Annotated in this window: 15 protein-coding genes and 1 pseudogene; 11 read left to right on the forward strand and 5 right to left on the reverse strand. The window is 59.7% G+C overall.

Translation table 11 applies throughout. The features are described 5' to 3' along the window. Positions 1-122 precede the first annotated feature (122 nt). Positions 123-1358, reverse strand: coding sequence for a TonB family protein (locus tag ACK83U_RS10850; protein WP_412474593.1), 1236 nt, complete (start codon positions 1356-1358; stop codon positions 123-125). A gap of 4 nt (positions 1359-1362) precedes the next feature. Then, a complete protein-coding gene (locus ACK83U_RS10855) occupies positions 1363-1815 on the reverse strand; it encodes a hypothetical protein (RefSeq protein WP_112411514.1) in 453 nt (150 codons plus the stop codon). Between the two features lie 191 nt (positions 1816-2006). Between ACK83U_RS10855 and hemP the strand changes: the two genes are divergently transcribed. The 7 genes and pseudogenes from hemP (at position 2007) to ACK83U_RS10890 (ending at position 7028) form a co-directional block, all read left to right on the forward strand. Then, complete coding sequence (gene hemP / locus ACK83U_RS10860; RefSeq protein WP_112604556.1) at positions 2007-2180, forward strand: hemin uptake protein HemP; 174 nt, start codon at positions 2007-2009, stop codon at positions 2178-2180. A 9-nt stretch (positions 2181-2189) separates the two neighbouring features. Further along, positions 2190-3245, forward strand: coding sequence for a ChuX/HutX family heme-like substrate-binding protein (locus ACK83U_RS10865; protein WP_112604542.1), 1056 nt, complete (start codon positions 2190-2192; stop codon positions 3243-3245). Positions 3246-3255: 10 nt separating this feature from the next. After that, positions 3256-4190: pseudogene (locus ACK83U_RS10870) on the forward strand (heme/hemin ABC transporter substrate-binding protein). 19 nt (positions 4191-4209) lie between these two features. Beyond that, positions 4210-5301 (forward strand): FecCD family ABC transporter permease, encoded by a 1092-nt coding sequence (locus ACK83U_RS10875; protein ID WP_412474846.1) that lies wholly within the window; start codon positions 4210-4212, stop codon positions 5299-5301. 7 nt (positions 5302-5308) lie between these two features. Further along, entirely contained in the window at positions 5309-6100 is a 792-nt protein-coding gene (locus ACK83U_RS10880; RefSeq protein ID WP_112334890.1) for a heme ABC transporter ATP-binding protein, read from the forward strand. A 163-nt stretch (positions 6101-6263) separates the two neighbouring features. Further along, the gene (locus ACK83U_RS10885; RefSeq protein WP_112604534.1) at positions 6264-6614 is read left to right on the forward strand and encodes a glycine zipper domain-containing protein; all 351 of its coding nucleotides are present in this window, start codon (positions 6264-6266) and stop codon (positions 6612-6614) included. A 9-nt stretch (positions 6615-6623) separates the two neighbouring features. After that, entirely contained in the window at positions 6624-7028 is a 405-nt protein-coding gene (locus ACK83U_RS10890) for a hypothetical protein (RefSeq protein WP_112604531.1), read from the forward strand. A 202-nt stretch (positions 7029-7230) separates the two neighbouring features. Here the strand turns inward: ACK83U_RS10890 and ACK83U_RS10895 are convergent, their stop codons facing one another. Continuing rightward, a complete protein-coding gene (locus tag ACK83U_RS10895) occupies positions 7231-7782 on the reverse strand; it encodes an RNA polymerase sigma factor (protein WP_112334892.1) in 552 nt (183 codons plus the stop codon). A gap of 11 nt (positions 7783-7793) precedes the next feature. Then, positions 7794-8000 (reverse strand): NepR family anti-sigma factor, encoded by a 207-nt coding sequence (locus ACK83U_RS10900; RefSeq protein WP_112334893.1) that lies wholly within the window; start codon positions 7998-8000, stop codon positions 7794-7796. Between the two features lie 259 nt (positions 8001-8259). Between ACK83U_RS10900 and ACK83U_RS10905 the strand changes: the two genes are divergently transcribed. The 4 genes from ACK83U_RS10905 to preA all read left to right on the forward strand — a co-directional run bounded on the left by ACK83U_RS10905 (position 8260) and on the right by preA (position 13400). Continuing rightward, positions 8260-9054: a response regulator gene (locus ACK83U_RS10905; RefSeq protein WP_015340816.1), complete on the forward strand. Its 795-nt coding sequence runs from the start codon at positions 8260-8262 to the stop codon at positions 9052-9054. A 147-nt stretch (positions 9055-9201) separates the two neighbouring features. Next, the gene (locus ACK83U_RS10910; RefSeq protein ID WP_112604528.1) at positions 9202-10233 is read left to right on the forward strand and encodes a sensor histidine kinase; all 1032 of its coding nucleotides are present in this window, start codon (positions 9202-9204) and stop codon (positions 10231-10233) included. Between the two features lie 481 nt (positions 10234-10714). Continuing rightward, complete coding sequence (locus ACK83U_RS10915; RefSeq protein WP_112415446.1) at positions 10715-12073, forward strand: NAD(P)-dependent oxidoreductase; 1359 nt, start codon at positions 10715-10717, stop codon at positions 12071-12073. A gap of 13 nt (positions 12074-12086) precedes the next feature. Next, entirely contained in the window at positions 12087-13400 is a 1314-nt protein-coding gene (gene preA, locus ACK83U_RS10920) for an NAD-dependent dihydropyrimidine dehydrogenase subunit PreA (protein WP_112604525.1), read from the forward strand. Between the two features lie 148 nt (positions 13401-13548). Here the strand turns inward: preA and ACK83U_RS10925 are convergent, their stop codons facing one another. After that, positions 13549-14193 (reverse strand): TetR family transcriptional regulator C-terminal domain-containing protein, encoded by a 645-nt coding sequence (locus ACK83U_RS10925; protein ID WP_112415444.1) that lies wholly within the window; start codon positions 14191-14193, stop codon positions 13549-13551. Between the last annotated feature and the right edge of the window lie 267 nt (positions 14194-14460).

The raw sequence follows: 14460 nt of genomic DNA on the forward strand, positions 1-14460 counted from the left end.
GTTTGCTGGTTGCTCTTCCACGCTCGATTCCACCGAGCGTGAGGCGACCTTAATAAACATGAGTTTTGTAGTAAAGTATAAAGTTGATAGTTTTCATCATATTTTAGACGAGAGAGCGGCTATTATCGCCCTCCGACCTGAACCGCCTGCGTGAACGGCCAAGTCGGCTTACCCCATTCGGAAGGCAGCGAGGGAAATGGGGCAGCCTTCCGCACTTGCTCGATCACAGCCTGATCCAAGCCGGAATCTCCGGAACTGCGCGCCACGGAAAGAGACCGAAGTTCGCCGTTCGAACCAATCGTCAAACGCACGACGAGTGTCAGGCCCTTTTCATACTTCGACGGTACGCGTTGCACGTAGCGTTTAATGCGGGCCTGCACTTTGCCGGTATAATTCGCAATTGCCGCATCGCCAGAGCCCGTCTTACGCGCATTCAACTGAGAATTTTGATCGGATTGCGCTGCCTCGGTGCCATCGGCGGACCCCCGCTTGGAATCCTGCTCGCTCTCACCGCGTGAACCTGACTTTGCCTTAGCGACCTTTGCAACAGGCTTCTTCACCTCCTTCGGCCGTTCAACCGGCTTCGGCTTCTCCACCGGCGCCACAACCTCAGGCGGAGGCTCTGTCGGCTGAGCTTCGGCAACCTGACTATCGACAGGCTGCACCGGTTCGGCGGACTGGATGACCGTCGTCTCGGCCGGCACCTGCGTCGCCAAAATCTGCGGCTGCTCAGGCGCGACTGCGGTGGGCTGGGTCTGCTCCACGGGCTCAACCGTTTGAAGCTGCTGCGTCTCTACTGTCTGCGGTTGAACGACATCCGGTTGGGGCGGTTGTGCCTGTTCGGGCGTGACTTCGGTCGGCTGCGGCTGCACGGCCTCAGCGGTCACTTGCTCCGGCTCCGTCTGCGGGTTTTCCTCGCCCGTAGCCATCTGATCGGCATCGGAATTGCCGATCATGATGACACTGACGGTATCGCCCGCCTCCTCCTGCGCTTCCTCAGGCGTGGCGACGAAGGTAAACAACAGCGCGATAACGATAGCGGCATGAAACAGGCAGGATCCCACGCCGGAGAAAAGCAGCGACGTCCTGCGCCCGGCAACCGTTTCTCGCGCCCTTTCAGGCAGCGCGTCCATCGGCAGATGCTCCGCGACCTCAATCGGTGCAGCCTCGCTCGGATGGTCCGGATAGGAGCTGATCTGCGTGAAACGGCTGTAATGCGCCACGGCTTCGCCGGCCGGCGGTCGCGGCACGCCTTCGAGGCCGGCCAGTTCGTGGCCGGGCAGCACGCTCGGATAGTTGTCATTCATGCCGCCATCCGCGCGGCGTGCGATGGAAACTTTCGCCGAGCGCATTGCCATGGCTTCAGCCCTCGAAAAGAACTGAGGTCTGCGAGCGGGTCGTTAATGCGGCCTTGCACTCACCTGCGGCCGGACCATCGCAGACCGGCGTATCATTGATGATGATTCGGGAGACCGTTTCGCACTTGACACCTGGCATGTCGAATTGCCGCACCCGCTTCTTGCCGAGCGGCAGGTCGCGGAAATCAAGCACGGTAACCCGGTCGACGGCATTCTTGTCGTTGAAGAAGGCAAGCTCGAAAGAGATCTTGTTGATCGGTGTCGCCATATCGTTTTCGGCAACGAAGGTCATCATGCATCCCTTCTGCGAGGGAGCCAATGCATTGAGCTCGACGGTGAGCTTGTGCGCAGCCGATGCGGGTGCCGCGGAATTCGCATCCTGAGCGAAAGCAGAAACAGAAGATGCCGCTGCAAACAGCCCCGAGGCGGCGAGCGCCAAGATCGTTTTCGTCAGCATCGGCATGTCTCCCGTATGTGTTTGACGCCGCTCGCCCGACCAGCGCGGCCTTGGCGTGTATCGGCGAAATTTTAAACTTGACTCTATAGGTATCCTATTGTGTGTTTATGAAACCATGAGTAAGAGAGTCAAGATAAATTTGGCCGCACAACGGTTCGGCCCCAGATGAATTTCAGGCAAAACTAAACAGGATGATTGCTGAGAAGACCCCTACGCCGCCGGTGCAATGCATGGCCGCACCGCAGGTAAGAATTGTCGAGAGCACGGATATTTTCCGGGGCCAGACCGAAATCATGATCAAGCACGAGGGCGTCATCTACCGCATGAAGATTACGCGCCAAGGCAAACTCATACTCAACAAATAGGCATGACAGATGAATAAGATGAGCCGCCCGACCCCCGCCGAAATTCGCGCTTTCCGCGCCGAGAACCCGAAGATGCGCGAGCGCGACATCGCTGCCCGCCTCGAGATTTCCGAAGCGGCGCTGGTCGCGGCCGAAGTCGGCATTTCGGCCACCCGCATCGATGCCAGCGTCGATCGCTTCCTGGAGCGGATCGCCTCGCTCGGCGAGATCATGGCGCTATCGCGCAACGAAAGCGCCGTGCATGAGAAAATCGGCGTCTATGAGAACATGAAATTCGGCGCGCAGGCGGCGATCGTGCTTGGCGAGAATATCGACCTGCGCATCTTTCCGAAGCGCTGGGTTCATGGCTTTGCCGTCACCAAGACCGACGGCGATCAGATGAGGCTCAGCCTGCAGTTCTTCGACAAGGCCGGCGATGCCGTCCACAAGGTGCATCTGCGCCCCGATTCGAATGTCGAAGCCTATCACACCATGGTCGCCGAACTGCGCGTCGAAGACCAGTCGCAGGAATTCGCCGAGGATCGTTCAGGTTACGACAATGGCGCGACGGACGGCGATGTCAGCCGCGACGAGCTGCGCGACCATTGGAGCCGCATGACCGATACGCACGAATTCTTCGGCATGCTGAAAAAGCTGAAGATCGGCCGCCAGAACGCGATCCGCACCGTTGGCGATGATTACGCATGGAAACTGGATGCCGGTGCCGTCGCTGAAATGATGCATGCCTGCGTGCGCGAGGGCCTGCCGATCATGTGCTTCGTCGCCAACGAAGGCACCGTGCAGATTCATTCCGGCCCGATCCACAACGTGCAGACCATGGGTCCCTGGATCAACGTCATGGACCCGACCTTCCATCTGCATTTGCGTCAGGACCACATCGCCGAGGCATGGGTCGTGCGCAAGCCGACCAAGGACGGCCACGTCACCTCGCTCGAGGCCTATAATGCCAAGGGCGAGATGATTATCCAGTTCTTCGGCAAGCGGAAGGAAGGCTTCGATGAGCGCCGTGATTGGCGCGCTATCCTGGAAAACCTGACGAGATCAGGCGCCAGTGTCGCCGCATAAGAGATGGTGCATGATGATGTTTAAGAACCTCAAGCACATTCGGCCATGGGAAATCGCGCTCACCATGGTGGTGATGGTCCTGCCGCTCGTGCCGGCCAATCCGATCGCCGGGCTCGGGAGCTTCGTGCGTCACGCGCACGCCGCCGAAACGGCCAAGACGCCGGATACGTCTCGCCTCGTCTCCATCGGCGGCGATGTCACCGAAATCGTCTATGCGCTCGGCGAAGAGAAGCGGCTCATCGCCCGCGATCCACCAGCCTTTATCCGAAGGAAGCGACCAAGCTTCCCGATATCGGCTATATGCGCGCGCTATCGCCGGAAGGTATCCTGGCCGTCAATCCCACAGCCATCATCGCGGTGGAAGGTTCCGGCCCGCCGGAAGCCTTGGCCGTGCTGCGCAATGCCAGCCTCCCTTTCGAGACCGTGCCCCAGACCTACGATCGCGACGGCATTCTGAAAAAGATCGAAGTCGTCGGCGCGCTGCTTGGGGTGCCGGACAAGGCCAAGACCCTGGAAGCCAAGGTCGCCGCCGATCTCGATGCCGCGATCAATGATTCCGACAAGCGCCCGGAGGCCGAGCGCAAGCGCGTCCTCTTCGTGCTCAGCAACCAGAACGGCAAGATCATGGCTTCGGGCACCAATACGGCCGCCGACGGCATCATCAAGCTGACCGGCGCCACCAATGCGATCAGCGACTTCTCCGGCTACAAGTCGGTGACGGACGAAGCGATCATCGAAGCCAAGCCCGACGTCATCCTGATCATGGATCGCGAGGGACCGCTATCGATGTCGAACGAAGACCTCCTGAAGCAGCCGGCCATTTCGCTGACACCGGCCGCGAGCCACAAGGCGATCGTGCGCATGGACGGCTTGCATCTGCTCGGCTTCGGGCCGCGCACGGCCAGCGCCATCCGCGAGCTGAACGCGGCGATCTACGGAGGCTGACGTGGCATTCAACGATGCCATGGCAGGGCTGAAGCAGATGTCGCAAGCCACGGCACACCGCCGACAAGGGGATCGCACCGCACTTGCGATCCTCGTCATCGCCGGCTTGGTCATGGTTTCGGCCGTTGCCTTTCTCTTTTCGATCACGACAGGCGCGTCGAATGCTTCGGTCATCGACGTGATAACGGGCATGCTGAGCGGCAGCGCGGAAAGCACCCTCAGCATCCGCGACCGCATCGTCATTTTCGATATCCGCCTGCCCCGCGCCGTCCTCGGCTTCCTGATCGGCGGCGGGCTGGCGGTTTCGGGTGCGGTCATGCAGGGCCTCTTCCGCAATCCGCTCGCCGATCCCGGCCTGATCGGCGTATCTGCTGGCTCCAGCCTCGGTGCGGTCGCCATGATCGTGCTCGGTGGCGGCGTGCTCGCCCCTCTCGTACATCTCTTCGGGATCTTTTCCCTGCCGATCGCCGCCTTCATCGGCGGTCTGACAACGACGATATTGCTTTATAAGGTCGCGACGCGGTACGGACAGACCTCCATCGCGACCATGCTGCTGGCCGGTATCGCGCTCGGTTCGCTTGCGCTGGCGGCAACCGGAATCCTCATCTACGTGGCCGACGACCGGCAATTGCGCGACCTGACCTTCTGGAGCATGGGATCACTGGCGGGCTCGACCTGGAGCAAGGTCGCAGGTGCCGGCCCGATCATCGTCCTTTCGCTTCTGCCCCTTCCCTTCATGGCACGCGGACTGAACGCGCTGACGCTCGGCGAAGCGGCCGCTTTCCACATGGGGATATCAGTACAACGGCTGAAGAATATAGCGGTCGTCAGCGTGGCCGCGGCGGTCGGTGCCTCCGTCGCCGTCAGCGGCGGCATCGGCTTCGTCGGCATTGTCGTGCCTCACATCCTGCGCATGGTGATCGGGCCGGACCATCGCTTCCTGCTTCCGGCTTCAGCCTTACTCGGGGGCTCGCTGCTTGTCATTGCCGATGTCGTTGCCCGCATCCTCGTTTCTCCGGCCGAGCTGCCGATCGGCATTCTGACGGCCGGCGTCGGCGGTCCGTTCTTCCTGTGGATGCTGCTCAGGCAGCGCTCGCGCCTCAGCCTATGAGCCTGCGATGATCGACGTTTCCAATCTGAGCGTCCGGCTTGCCGGCAAACCGGTCGTTGAGGACATATCCTTCACGGCCGAGGCCGGAACGCTGACGGCAATCTGCGGGCCGAACGGTTCCGGCAAGACCACGACCATGAAAGCCATTTCCGGCGAACTCGCCTATCGCGGCAGCGCCCGAATGAACGGCACTGAGATTGCCGGCCTCAAGGCCTGGCAACTTGCCGAAATGCGGGGCGTGCTGCCGCAGGCAAGCTCGATCTCCTTCCCCTTTACGGTCCGCGAGATTGTCCGCATGGGCCTGACAAGCGGGCGCAACCGTCATCCGGAGCAGGCTGACCGCACCGCGACGGAGGCGCTCGCCGCCGTCGATCTCGACGGCTTCGAAGGGCGCTTCTATCAGGAGCTTTCCGGCGGCGAACAGCAACGCGTGCAACTCGCCCGGGTGCTATGTCAGATTTCCGAGCCCATCATAGACGGCAGGCCGTGCTGGCTGCTTCTCGATGAGCCGGTCTCCAGCCTCGACATCAGTCATCAGCTCACCATCATGACGCTTGCCCGGCAATTCTGCCGGCGGGGCGGCGGCGTTATCGCCGTCATGCATGACCTCAATCTCACTGCGCTTTTTGCCGACCGGATGGTCCTGCTGAAGGGTGGCCGGCTGCAGGCCAGGGGTTCGGTCGAAGATGTGCTGACCGATCGGCATCTTCAGGACGTCTTCGGCTGCAATTTGCGGGTCAATCTGGTTCCCGCCGATGGTGCTCCATTCGTCCTCGCTCATAGCGCGCTCGACGGCTGAGGCCCTCGATCCGGGGGCTTCTGGAACCTTTTGTTGCATCCGCGCGTTGAGAGCGGGTGATCGAAATCAATGTCGCGACCACCAACGGTGTGTCAAATGACCTCCGATAATTGCGAATAACAGGTGCCTTCGGGCGCCGAGGCAAAGCGAAAGGGAGCTGAACATGGCTACATCCATCCTTCATTCGGCGCGCGGCAAGCGTAACGGCAGCAGCCTGCACGATGTCGAGGCAAGCATCGAAGATCAAATCGAGTCGCTGCGCGAAGAAGTTGCAGCCTTTGCCAAGCTGATCGGTGAGAGCGGCACGAGGCATAGTAAGAAATTGCGTGCGACCGCCGAATCCAATTTGGACGATCTGACGGTTCGCGGTGAGGAGCTGCTGCGCGATCTGCAGCGCGGCTATACGAGAGGTTCGCGCGAAGTGCGCAGGACCGTGCGCCAGCATCCCGTCGCCACGATCGGCGCGGCGGCCGCATTCGGCCTTGCCGTCGCTCTGCTTCTGTCTCGCCGCTAGGGTGGCGGGATGATCGCCCCGATACTCGGCCTGCTCCTGTCAGGCACATTCAACCGTACCGTTGCGCGAACCAAGCGCAACGGTATTTTCATCGTGATCGCGGCTCTCCTCCTGCTGACGGCCTATGCCTTCGCGCTTATAGCGGCAGCCATCTGGCTGGCAACGATCTACGGCGCGGCGGTTTCTGCCCTGCTGATTGCCGCAGGTGCCCTGTTGCTAGGGCTGATCGTCCTCGTCATTATGGCCATCATCAATCAGCAGGAGAAACGGCAGGCCCGAGAACGTTTGCTGGCGATGGAATCGATGGCAGCAGCAGCGCTCGGCCTGGTGCGCAAGCAACCGCTGATGACTGCGGCCATCGCCGCCGCTCTTCTCTTCGGAAATCTGTTCGGCGCGCGCGACGAAGACGATTGATCCGGCATTTCCAAATCGACAAACGCCCGCAAAGCAAAATCGTCGCCTTGCCGAGAATTTGGCGCGAAGCTCGTGAAGCGATAAATAAATTGTTGTAACGATAAAAGGCCCGGTCTATAGCGCCGGGCCTTTTCTTAGAGCATTTTCTTGTTTTTACGCCGTTCCGGACGCAAAACCGCTTCGCACTTTTGCTGGAACTGCTCTAGAAAGCGAATGCCTTTGATGTCAACGGTGCCGAGGTGGCGTCCGGACCAAAATCTGCCTCGCCGGAAATATCCAGCAATTCCTGCAGGCGCTGGCGCGCGCGATTGACGCGGCTCTTGATGGTGCCGACCGCGCAGCCGCAGATCTCGGCAGCTTCCTCATAGGAAAACCCCGACGCCCCCACAAGGATGATGGCTTCGCGCTGATCCGGCGGCAGCTGGTCCAGGGCCTTGCGGAAGTCCTGCAGGTCGACAGCGCCATATTGCGGCGGATGCGTCGCCATCGATTCCGTGAACACGCCGTCGCTGTCCTGCACCTCACGGCCGCTCTTGCGCATCTGGCTGTAAAGCTCGTTGCGCAGGATGGTGAAGAGCCAGGCCTTCATGTTGGTGCCCATTTCGAAATGATCCTGCTTGGCCCACGCCTTCATGATCGTATCCTGGACAAGATCATCCGCCCGGTCGTGACGGCCGGTCAGCGAAATGGCGAAGGCCCGGAGGCTCGGAAGGGCTGCGAGAAGTTCGCGCTTGAAGCTCGTTTGCGTTTCCATGGCGCGCCCTCCTATTCGGAGACCTTTGCCGAGGCCATGCTTTCCGCCCGATCGAGCTTCTCTAAGAGGTCGAGAAAGCGATCGGGAATAGCCTCATCCTGCACGGCGGCATAAAACGAGCGCAATCGGTTGCCGATCTGATTATTGGGATCGAGGATATCCACCGCGCGCAGGTCCGATGTCTTCTTGTCTGCGTCCTCGTGATTCTGGATAGTCATTTAACCCGCTCGCTTTTCACTTTTCTCGCGTTCATGAATAAGACGCCCTAGTCTCCCGTCCGGAAGACCGATCGCCCCCAATCAAAACAATGCCTAACGAATCGTAAAGGTTGAGGTCCACTGATTGTAAGCATTGTAATGCGACTGCCTAAAAAAAGTTCCGACAAAGAGGAACTTTTTTACTCAACTGACGTTTTCTTAGTTGTTGCGGCCTTTGGGCTGTATTTAATTAGAATGTTATAAAAGGCGGGAGCCATTGATGACACTTTCCACACGCATTGCGCCGCATCTTCCTTACTTGCGGCGCTATTCACGTGCCTTGACCGGAACGCAGACGTCAGGGGACGCCTATGTTGCTGCGGTTTTGGAAGCTATCATCGCCGACATATCCATCTTTCCGGACACGGACAGCGACCGTGTCGCACTCTATAAACTGTTCACCAAGCTGTTCGGTTCCGTAACACTTCAGATTACTGAACCGGCATCTCCCTTTGCCTGGGAACAACGCGCCACTGTGAACCTTTCCAAGGTTTCGCCGCTTGCTCGACAGGCATTCCTGCTTGCCTCCGTTGAAAGTTTCCGCCTCGGCGAGATAGCCGATATCCTCGACGTTTCGGAAAGCGACGCGATGCACCTGCTTGACACTGCATCCCAGGAAATATCCCGCCAAGTGGCGACTGATATCATGATCATCGAGGACGAACCGCTGATCGCGATGGATATCGAGCAGATGGTGGAAAGCCTCGGCCATCGCGTCACCGGCATCGCCCGTACACACGCGGAAGCGGTCGCGCTCTACAATGCGACGAAACCGAGCATGGTGCTTGCCGACATCCAGCTTGCCGACGGCAGCTCCGGCATCGATGCCGTCAACGACATCCTCAAGACTGCCAGCATCCCGGTGATCTTCATCACTGCCTTCCCGGAGCGGCTGCTGACGGGCGAACGGCCGGAGCCGACCTTCCTTGTGACCAAGCCTTTCAATCCAGACATGGTGAAGGCCCTCATCAGCCAGGCACTCTTCTTTAACGAAACCACAAAGGTGGCTGCCTAATTCAAGTGAAAACCCTGCGGCGGAACAAAGACCATGACCGGGCGTTTGGGTGCGAAACGGCCGGTTTACCGACTGTTATCCGGGACGATTCTATAGGTCGGTTCAAGTTGTTACGAATGGGAACGCCCTATCGGCGGGGTTTCCAAAATGCGTGTGAAAGGCAAGCCGGTGAATACGTCTGAACCATTACCCGGCGCGCCTTTGAGTTTGGAAGGCAAGGCCGCTCTGATGGAGCGGGCGCTCGCGAGCGCCAGTGTGTCCGTTCTGTTTCAGGATGTAAATCTCTCGATCCGTTATGCCGACAATCTGCCGGATCATCTGCAGCCGTCTGTCGTCATAGGCGGGAATGATTCACATCTCTTCGGCGAAAAGGACGGCGAGCATCTTTCCCGATTGAAGCGCGGCGTGCTCGACAGCGGCAGGCCGGCAACCGCCGAGGTCGAAATCGCCAGCGGCGACGGCATACGCATCTATGAACTGAAAATAGAGCGAGTCGGCGGGCGCAAGCCGCAGGGCGTGCTGTCGGTCATCTCGGAAATCACCGAAAGCCGCCACCGCGAAAAAGTGCTGAAGTCGCTGCTGCGCGAATTGTCGCACCGCTCCAAGAACCTGCTCGCCATCATTCAGGGCATCGCCACGCAGACGGCCCGCCACACGCTTTCCGTCGACAATTTCCTCATCAAGTTCCGCGGTCGCCTGCAATCCCTGTCGAATTCGCAGGATCTCATCACCGATTCCAGCTGGCGGGGCGCCTATCTCTTCGAACTGGCGGAAAAGCAGTTCGCACCCTATTGGCCCGATGCCGGCGTGCCCATGCCGATCTATGGCATCAATGCCCATCTGACGCCCAATGCGGCCGTGCATCTGGGCCTTGCTCTGCATGAGCTCATCGTCAATTCCGCATCTCATGGCGCCATCTCGACCGGCGCAACCAGCATCACGCTGAACTGCAGGGAAGCCGAACTCGACGGCAAGAAGGCGATCGAAGTGGCATGGTCGGAACGATTCTACACATCCTCCGATCACGAGTTCGAAGACAACAGCTTCAGCCGAACGGTGCTTGAGCGCGTCGTACCGACATCCATGAACGGCCGCGCTGACTTCGCCATTGACGACGGAAGCATCGGCTATCGGATCACCATTCCCGAAACTGAATATGAAATCCTGAGACGCCGCTAAGGCTGACAACGGCGACAAAATAAAACAGCCAGTGCGAGGGCGGCGCACTGGCTGCTTTGCACTCATCGGGAGGGGACCGTGAGTAGAAGTCCTGAGACGTATTGGGCGTGCATCGGGAGATGCGATCATCGTCAGGACATCGACATAACGATGCTGCATGGCCTTGGTTCCATGCAGACCCAAAAAAATTCATCAGTCTTTCACATTTCAGCGCGACCGCAGAGATGATGCTTATCGGCCCATAGGCGGGTGCTCGCCATCCTCATCACACCCCGATCTCTTTGGGGCCTTGCTCTAAGAAAGTAAAAAACTAATTAAATCATATGCTTAAAGCAATGATCGGCCGCCCTCCTGAATTAGTCCTTCCATGGTTGAAGAACGCCCAGCGGCACGCTTTGCCTCCAAAATTTTACCGTTTGATAAATTTTTTAAGCTGAGTTACCGTTCCAGTACTAGCCGTTTACTATAAGAGGGAACTTCAATGGGACGACTGGAAACTGGGATTCATAAAGGCAGGCTCACGCCCGCCGAATATGATGCAAACTTTTCCGATCTTCACCCGCGCCTCACCAAGCATGAGGCGCTGGTCGCATCCGACCGCTGTTATTTCTGCTACGACGCGCCGTGCATGACGGCCTGTCCCACCTCCATCGACATTCCGATGTTCATCCGCCAGATCTCGACGGGTAATCCGATCGGCTCGGCCAAGACGATCTTCGATCAGAACATCCTCGGCGGCATGTGCGCCCGCGTCTGTCCCACCGAACAGCTCTGCGAGCAGGCTTGCGTACGCAACACTGCCGAAGAGCGCCCCGTCGAGATCGGCCGGCTGCAGCGCTACGCGACCGACGCGGCGATGGCTGAGAACAAGCAGTTCTATTCGCGCGCCGCATCAACCGGCAAGAAGATCGCCGTCATCGGCGCCGGCCCAGCAGGCCTCGCCTGCGCCCATCGCCTCGCGGTCAACGGCCATGACGTCACCATCTTCGACGCCCGCGAAAAGGCCGGCGGCCTGAACGAATACGGCATCGCCACCTACAAGGCAGTCGACGACTTCGCTCAGAAGGAAGTCGATTACGTGCTTGCGATCGGCGGCATCGAGGTCAAGAACGGCCAGGCGCTCGGCCGCGATTTCAGCCTTTCCGACCTCTCCCAGCAATATGACGCCGTCTTCCTCGGCCTCGGCCTTGCCGGCGTCAACGCGCTGCGCGCCGAAGGCGAGGATCTCGATGGTGTCGCCGATGCCGTCGCCTATATCGCCGACCTTCGCCAGGCCGGCAACAAAGCCGATATCGCCATCGGCCGCCGCGTCGTCGTTCTCGGCGGTGGCATGACCGCGATCGATGCGGCTGTGCAGGCAAAACTGCTTGGCGCCGAAGAGGTGACGATCTGCTATCGCCGCGGCAAGGAGCACATGAACGCCTCGGAATTCGAGCAGGATCTGGCTACCTCCAAGGGCGTCATCATCCGCCATTGGCTCGCCCCAAAGCGCATCCTCGACAAGGACGGCAAGGTCGCTGGAATCGAGGTCGAATATACCGAGCTGCGCGACGGCAAGCTCGTTGGCACGGGCGATGTCGGCGTCATCGCCGCCGACCAGATCTTCAAGGCGATCGGCCAGACGTTCGAGGCATCGGGCCTCGGCGCGCTGCGCATGGAATCCGGCCGCATCGCCATTGATGGCGAAGGCCGAACCTCGATCGAAGGCGTATGGGCCGGCGGCGACTGCGTGCTTGGCGGCGATGACCTGACGGTCTCGGCCGTGGCACAGGGTCGCGACGCGGCCGAATCCATCAACCGTGCGCTCGCTGCCGCCAAGGCGGCCGCTGCAGTCGCCTGAAAGGGGAACCGACATGGCTGATCTCCGCAATAATTTCGTTGGCATCAAGTCTCCGAACCCGTTCTGGCTCGCCTCCGCGCCGCCGACCGACAAGGCCTATAACGTCGAGCGCGCTTTCAAGGCAGGCTGGGGCGGCGTAGTCTGGAAGACGCTCGGCGAAGAAGGCCCGCCTGTCGTCAACGTCAACGGCCCGCGCTACGGCGCGATCTGGGGCGCCGACCGCCGTCTGCTCGGCCTCAATAACATCGAACTGATCACGGACCGCGACCTCCACACCAACCTGCGGGAAATGAAGCAGGTGAAGAAGAACTGGCCGGATCGCGCGCTGATTGCCTCGATCATGGTGCCTTGCGAGGAGCAGGCTTGGAAGGCGATCCTGCCGTTGGTTGAGGAAACGGAAGCAGACGGCATCGAGCTCAACTTCGGCTGTCCCCACGGCATGTCCGAACGCGGCATGGGCTCCGCGGTCGGACAGGTGCCGGAATATATCGAAATGGTCGTGCGCTGGTGCAAGCAATACACGCGCATGCCGGTCATCACCAAGCTGACGCCGAATATCACCGATATCCGCAAGCCCGCTCGCGCCGCCAGGGCCGGCGGCACGGATGCGGTCTCGCTGATCAACACGATCAACTCGATCGTCTCGGTCGACCTCGATAATTTCGCTCCGAACCCGACTGTCGGCGGCAAGGGCAGCCATGGCGGCTATTGCGGCCCGGCCGTCAAGCCGATCGCGCTCAACATGGTGGCAGAAATCGCCCGCGATCCGGAAACCTACGGCCTGCCGATATCGGGAATCGGCGGCATCACCACCTGGCGCGATGCGGCGGAATTCCTGGTGCTCGGCGCCGGCAACGTGCAGGTGTGCACGGCGGCCATGACCTACGGCTTCAAGATCGTCGAGGAGATGATCACGGGCCTTTCCGACTGGATGGACGAAAAGGGTCACCGCAGCCTGGACGACGTCATCGCCCGCGCCGTGCCGAATGTCTCCGACTGGCAATATCTGAACCTCAACTACATCGCCAAGGCGAAGATCGACCAGGACGCCTGCATCAAGTGCGGCCGCTGTCACATCGCCTGCGAGGACACCTCGCACCAGGCGATCACCAACTTCGTCGATGGCGTCAGGCGCTTCGAGGTGATGGAAGAGGAATGCGTCGGCTGCAATCTTTGCGTCAACGTCTGCCCCGTCGAGAACTGCATCACCATGGAAGAGCTTCCGGCAGGCAGCCTCGACAAGCGCACCGGCAAGGTCGTCGACCCGAACTACGCCAACTGGACGACCCATCCGAACAATCCGATGGCTCGGCAGGCGGCGGAATAACTGCGGCAATATCGGCAAGCATTCAAAAGGCGGTCGCAGCTTGCTGCGGCCGCCTTCTTCGTAACCGAGATCCGCACGATCGAATTAGGGAACTTTAACTCGTTCACCTGCGATATGCAGCGCTATGCTTCCGGGATCGCACCGCCGCTCAGCTATGGCGAATCCGAAGCCCGTCGACGAAAAGCTGTTCCAGATAGCGGGCGGCATCCTCGAAGCGCCCCTCGCCTGAATGCTCCGGTCCCAAGACCGCACGCACTTGTACATCGAAATCCGCATAGTGCTGCGTGGTCGACCAGATCGAGAAGATCAGGTGATAGGGGTCGCATTTGGCGATCTTGCCGTTCCGGGCCCAGGTGCGGATGACTTCCGCCTTCTCATCGACAAGGGCTTTCAACGGCCCGCGCAGCTCATCCTCCACATGCGGCGCACCCTGCAGCATCTCATTGGCAAACAGACGGCTTTCGCGTGGAAAATCGCGGGCCATTTCGAGCTTGCGGCGGATATAGGACCGAATCTCGCTTTCCGGATCGCCGTTGGCATCGAAGGCGCGTAGCGGTTCCAACCAGGTAAACAGCACCCTGTCGATCAAGGCCCGATGCATCGCCTCCTTGGTGCGAAAATAGTAAAGCAGATTGGGCTTCGACATGCCGGCGACTTCGGCGATCTGGTCGATGGTCGAGCCACGAAAGCCGCTGACAGAAAACACGTCCAGCGCGGCTTCCAGTATGATTTCCTCTTTCTCTTCCTGAATTCGGGTGCGGCGCTGCGTCCTGGCGGCTCTGGGGATGGCCATATCTGCTCTGTTTCTCCTTGAAATCCAAGCCTTTCGGCCGTTCCCTCATTCACCTTGTCGATGCATCGGATTTCGGCAATCGCCTGAAATTTTATCGGAATTTTTCGTGCTTTTCGTCTTGAGCCGCGCCACGGAAGTTGTAATGTTTACCAATCGGTCAAATTATCTGTCAGATGTCTCCTAAAGGCAACTGGCGATTTCCGGGCAAGAAAAACAAGACGACGCTCCGGAATTTGAAATAAGACCAACGGGAACAATTTCGGGCAT

The sequence above is a fragment of the Rhizobium sp. WW22 genome (assembly GCF_047041135.1).
GTDB lineage: Bacteria > Pseudomonadota > Alphaproteobacteria > Rhizobiales > Rhizobiaceae > Rhizobium.

Bases quoted from the DNA above. Each gene is read 5' to 3' on its own strand.
- ACK83U_RS10850 (WP_412474593.1), bottom strand. From the start codon at position 1,358: ATGGCAATGCGCTCGGCGAAAGTTTCCATCGCACGCCGCGCGGATGGC.
- ACK83U_RS10855 (WP_112411514.1), bottom strand. From the start codon at position 1,815: ATGCTGACGAAAACGATCTTGGCGCTCGCCGCCTCGGGGCTGTTTGCA.
- hemP (WP_112604556.1), top strand. From the start codon at position 2,007: ATGATTGCTGAGAAGACCCCTACGCCGCCGGTGCAATGCATGGCCGCA.
- ACK83U_RS10865 (WP_112604542.1), top strand. From the start codon at position 2,190: ATGAATAAGATGAGCCGCCCGACCCCCGCCGAAATTCGCGCTTTCCGC.
- ACK83U_RS10875 (WP_412474846.1), top strand. From the start codon at position 4,210: ATGGCAGGGCTGAAGCAGATGTCGCAAGCCACGGCACACCGCCGACAA.
- ACK83U_RS10880 (WP_112334890.1), top strand. From the start codon at position 5,309: ATGATCGACGTTTCCAATCTGAGCGTCCGGCTTGCCGGCAAACCGGTC.
- ACK83U_RS10885 (WP_112604534.1), top strand. From the start codon at position 6,264: ATGGCTACATCCATCCTTCATTCGGCGCGCGGCAAGCGTAACGGCAGC.
- ACK83U_RS10890 (WP_112604531.1), top strand. From the start codon at position 6,624: ATGATCGCCCCGATACTCGGCCTGCTCCTGTCAGGCACATTCAACCGT.
- ACK83U_RS10895 (WP_112334892.1), bottom strand. From the start codon at position 7,782: ATGGAAACGCAAACGAGCTTCAAGCGCGAACTTCTCGCAGCCCTTCCG.
- ACK83U_RS10900 (WP_112334893.1), bottom strand. From the start codon at position 8,000: ATGACTATCCAGAATCACGAGGACGCAGACAAGAAGACATCGGACCTG.
- ACK83U_RS10905 (WP_015340816.1), top strand. From the start codon at position 8,260: ATGACACTTTCCACACGCATTGCGCCGCATCTTCCTTACTTGCGGCGC.
- ACK83U_RS10910 (WP_112604528.1), top strand. From the start codon at position 9,202: ATGCGTGTGAAAGGCAAGCCGGTGAATACGTCTGAACCATTACCCGGC.
- ACK83U_RS10915 (WP_112415446.1), top strand. From the start codon at position 10,715: ATGGGACGACTGGAAACTGGGATTCATAAAGGCAGGCTCACGCCCGCC.
- preA (WP_112604525.1), top strand. From the start codon at position 12,087: ATGGCTGATCTCCGCAATAATTTCGTTGGCATCAAGTCTCCGAACCCG.
- ACK83U_RS10925 (WP_112415444.1), bottom strand. From the start codon at position 14,193: ATGGCCATCCCCAGAGCCGCCAGGACGCAGCGCCGCACCCGAATTCAG.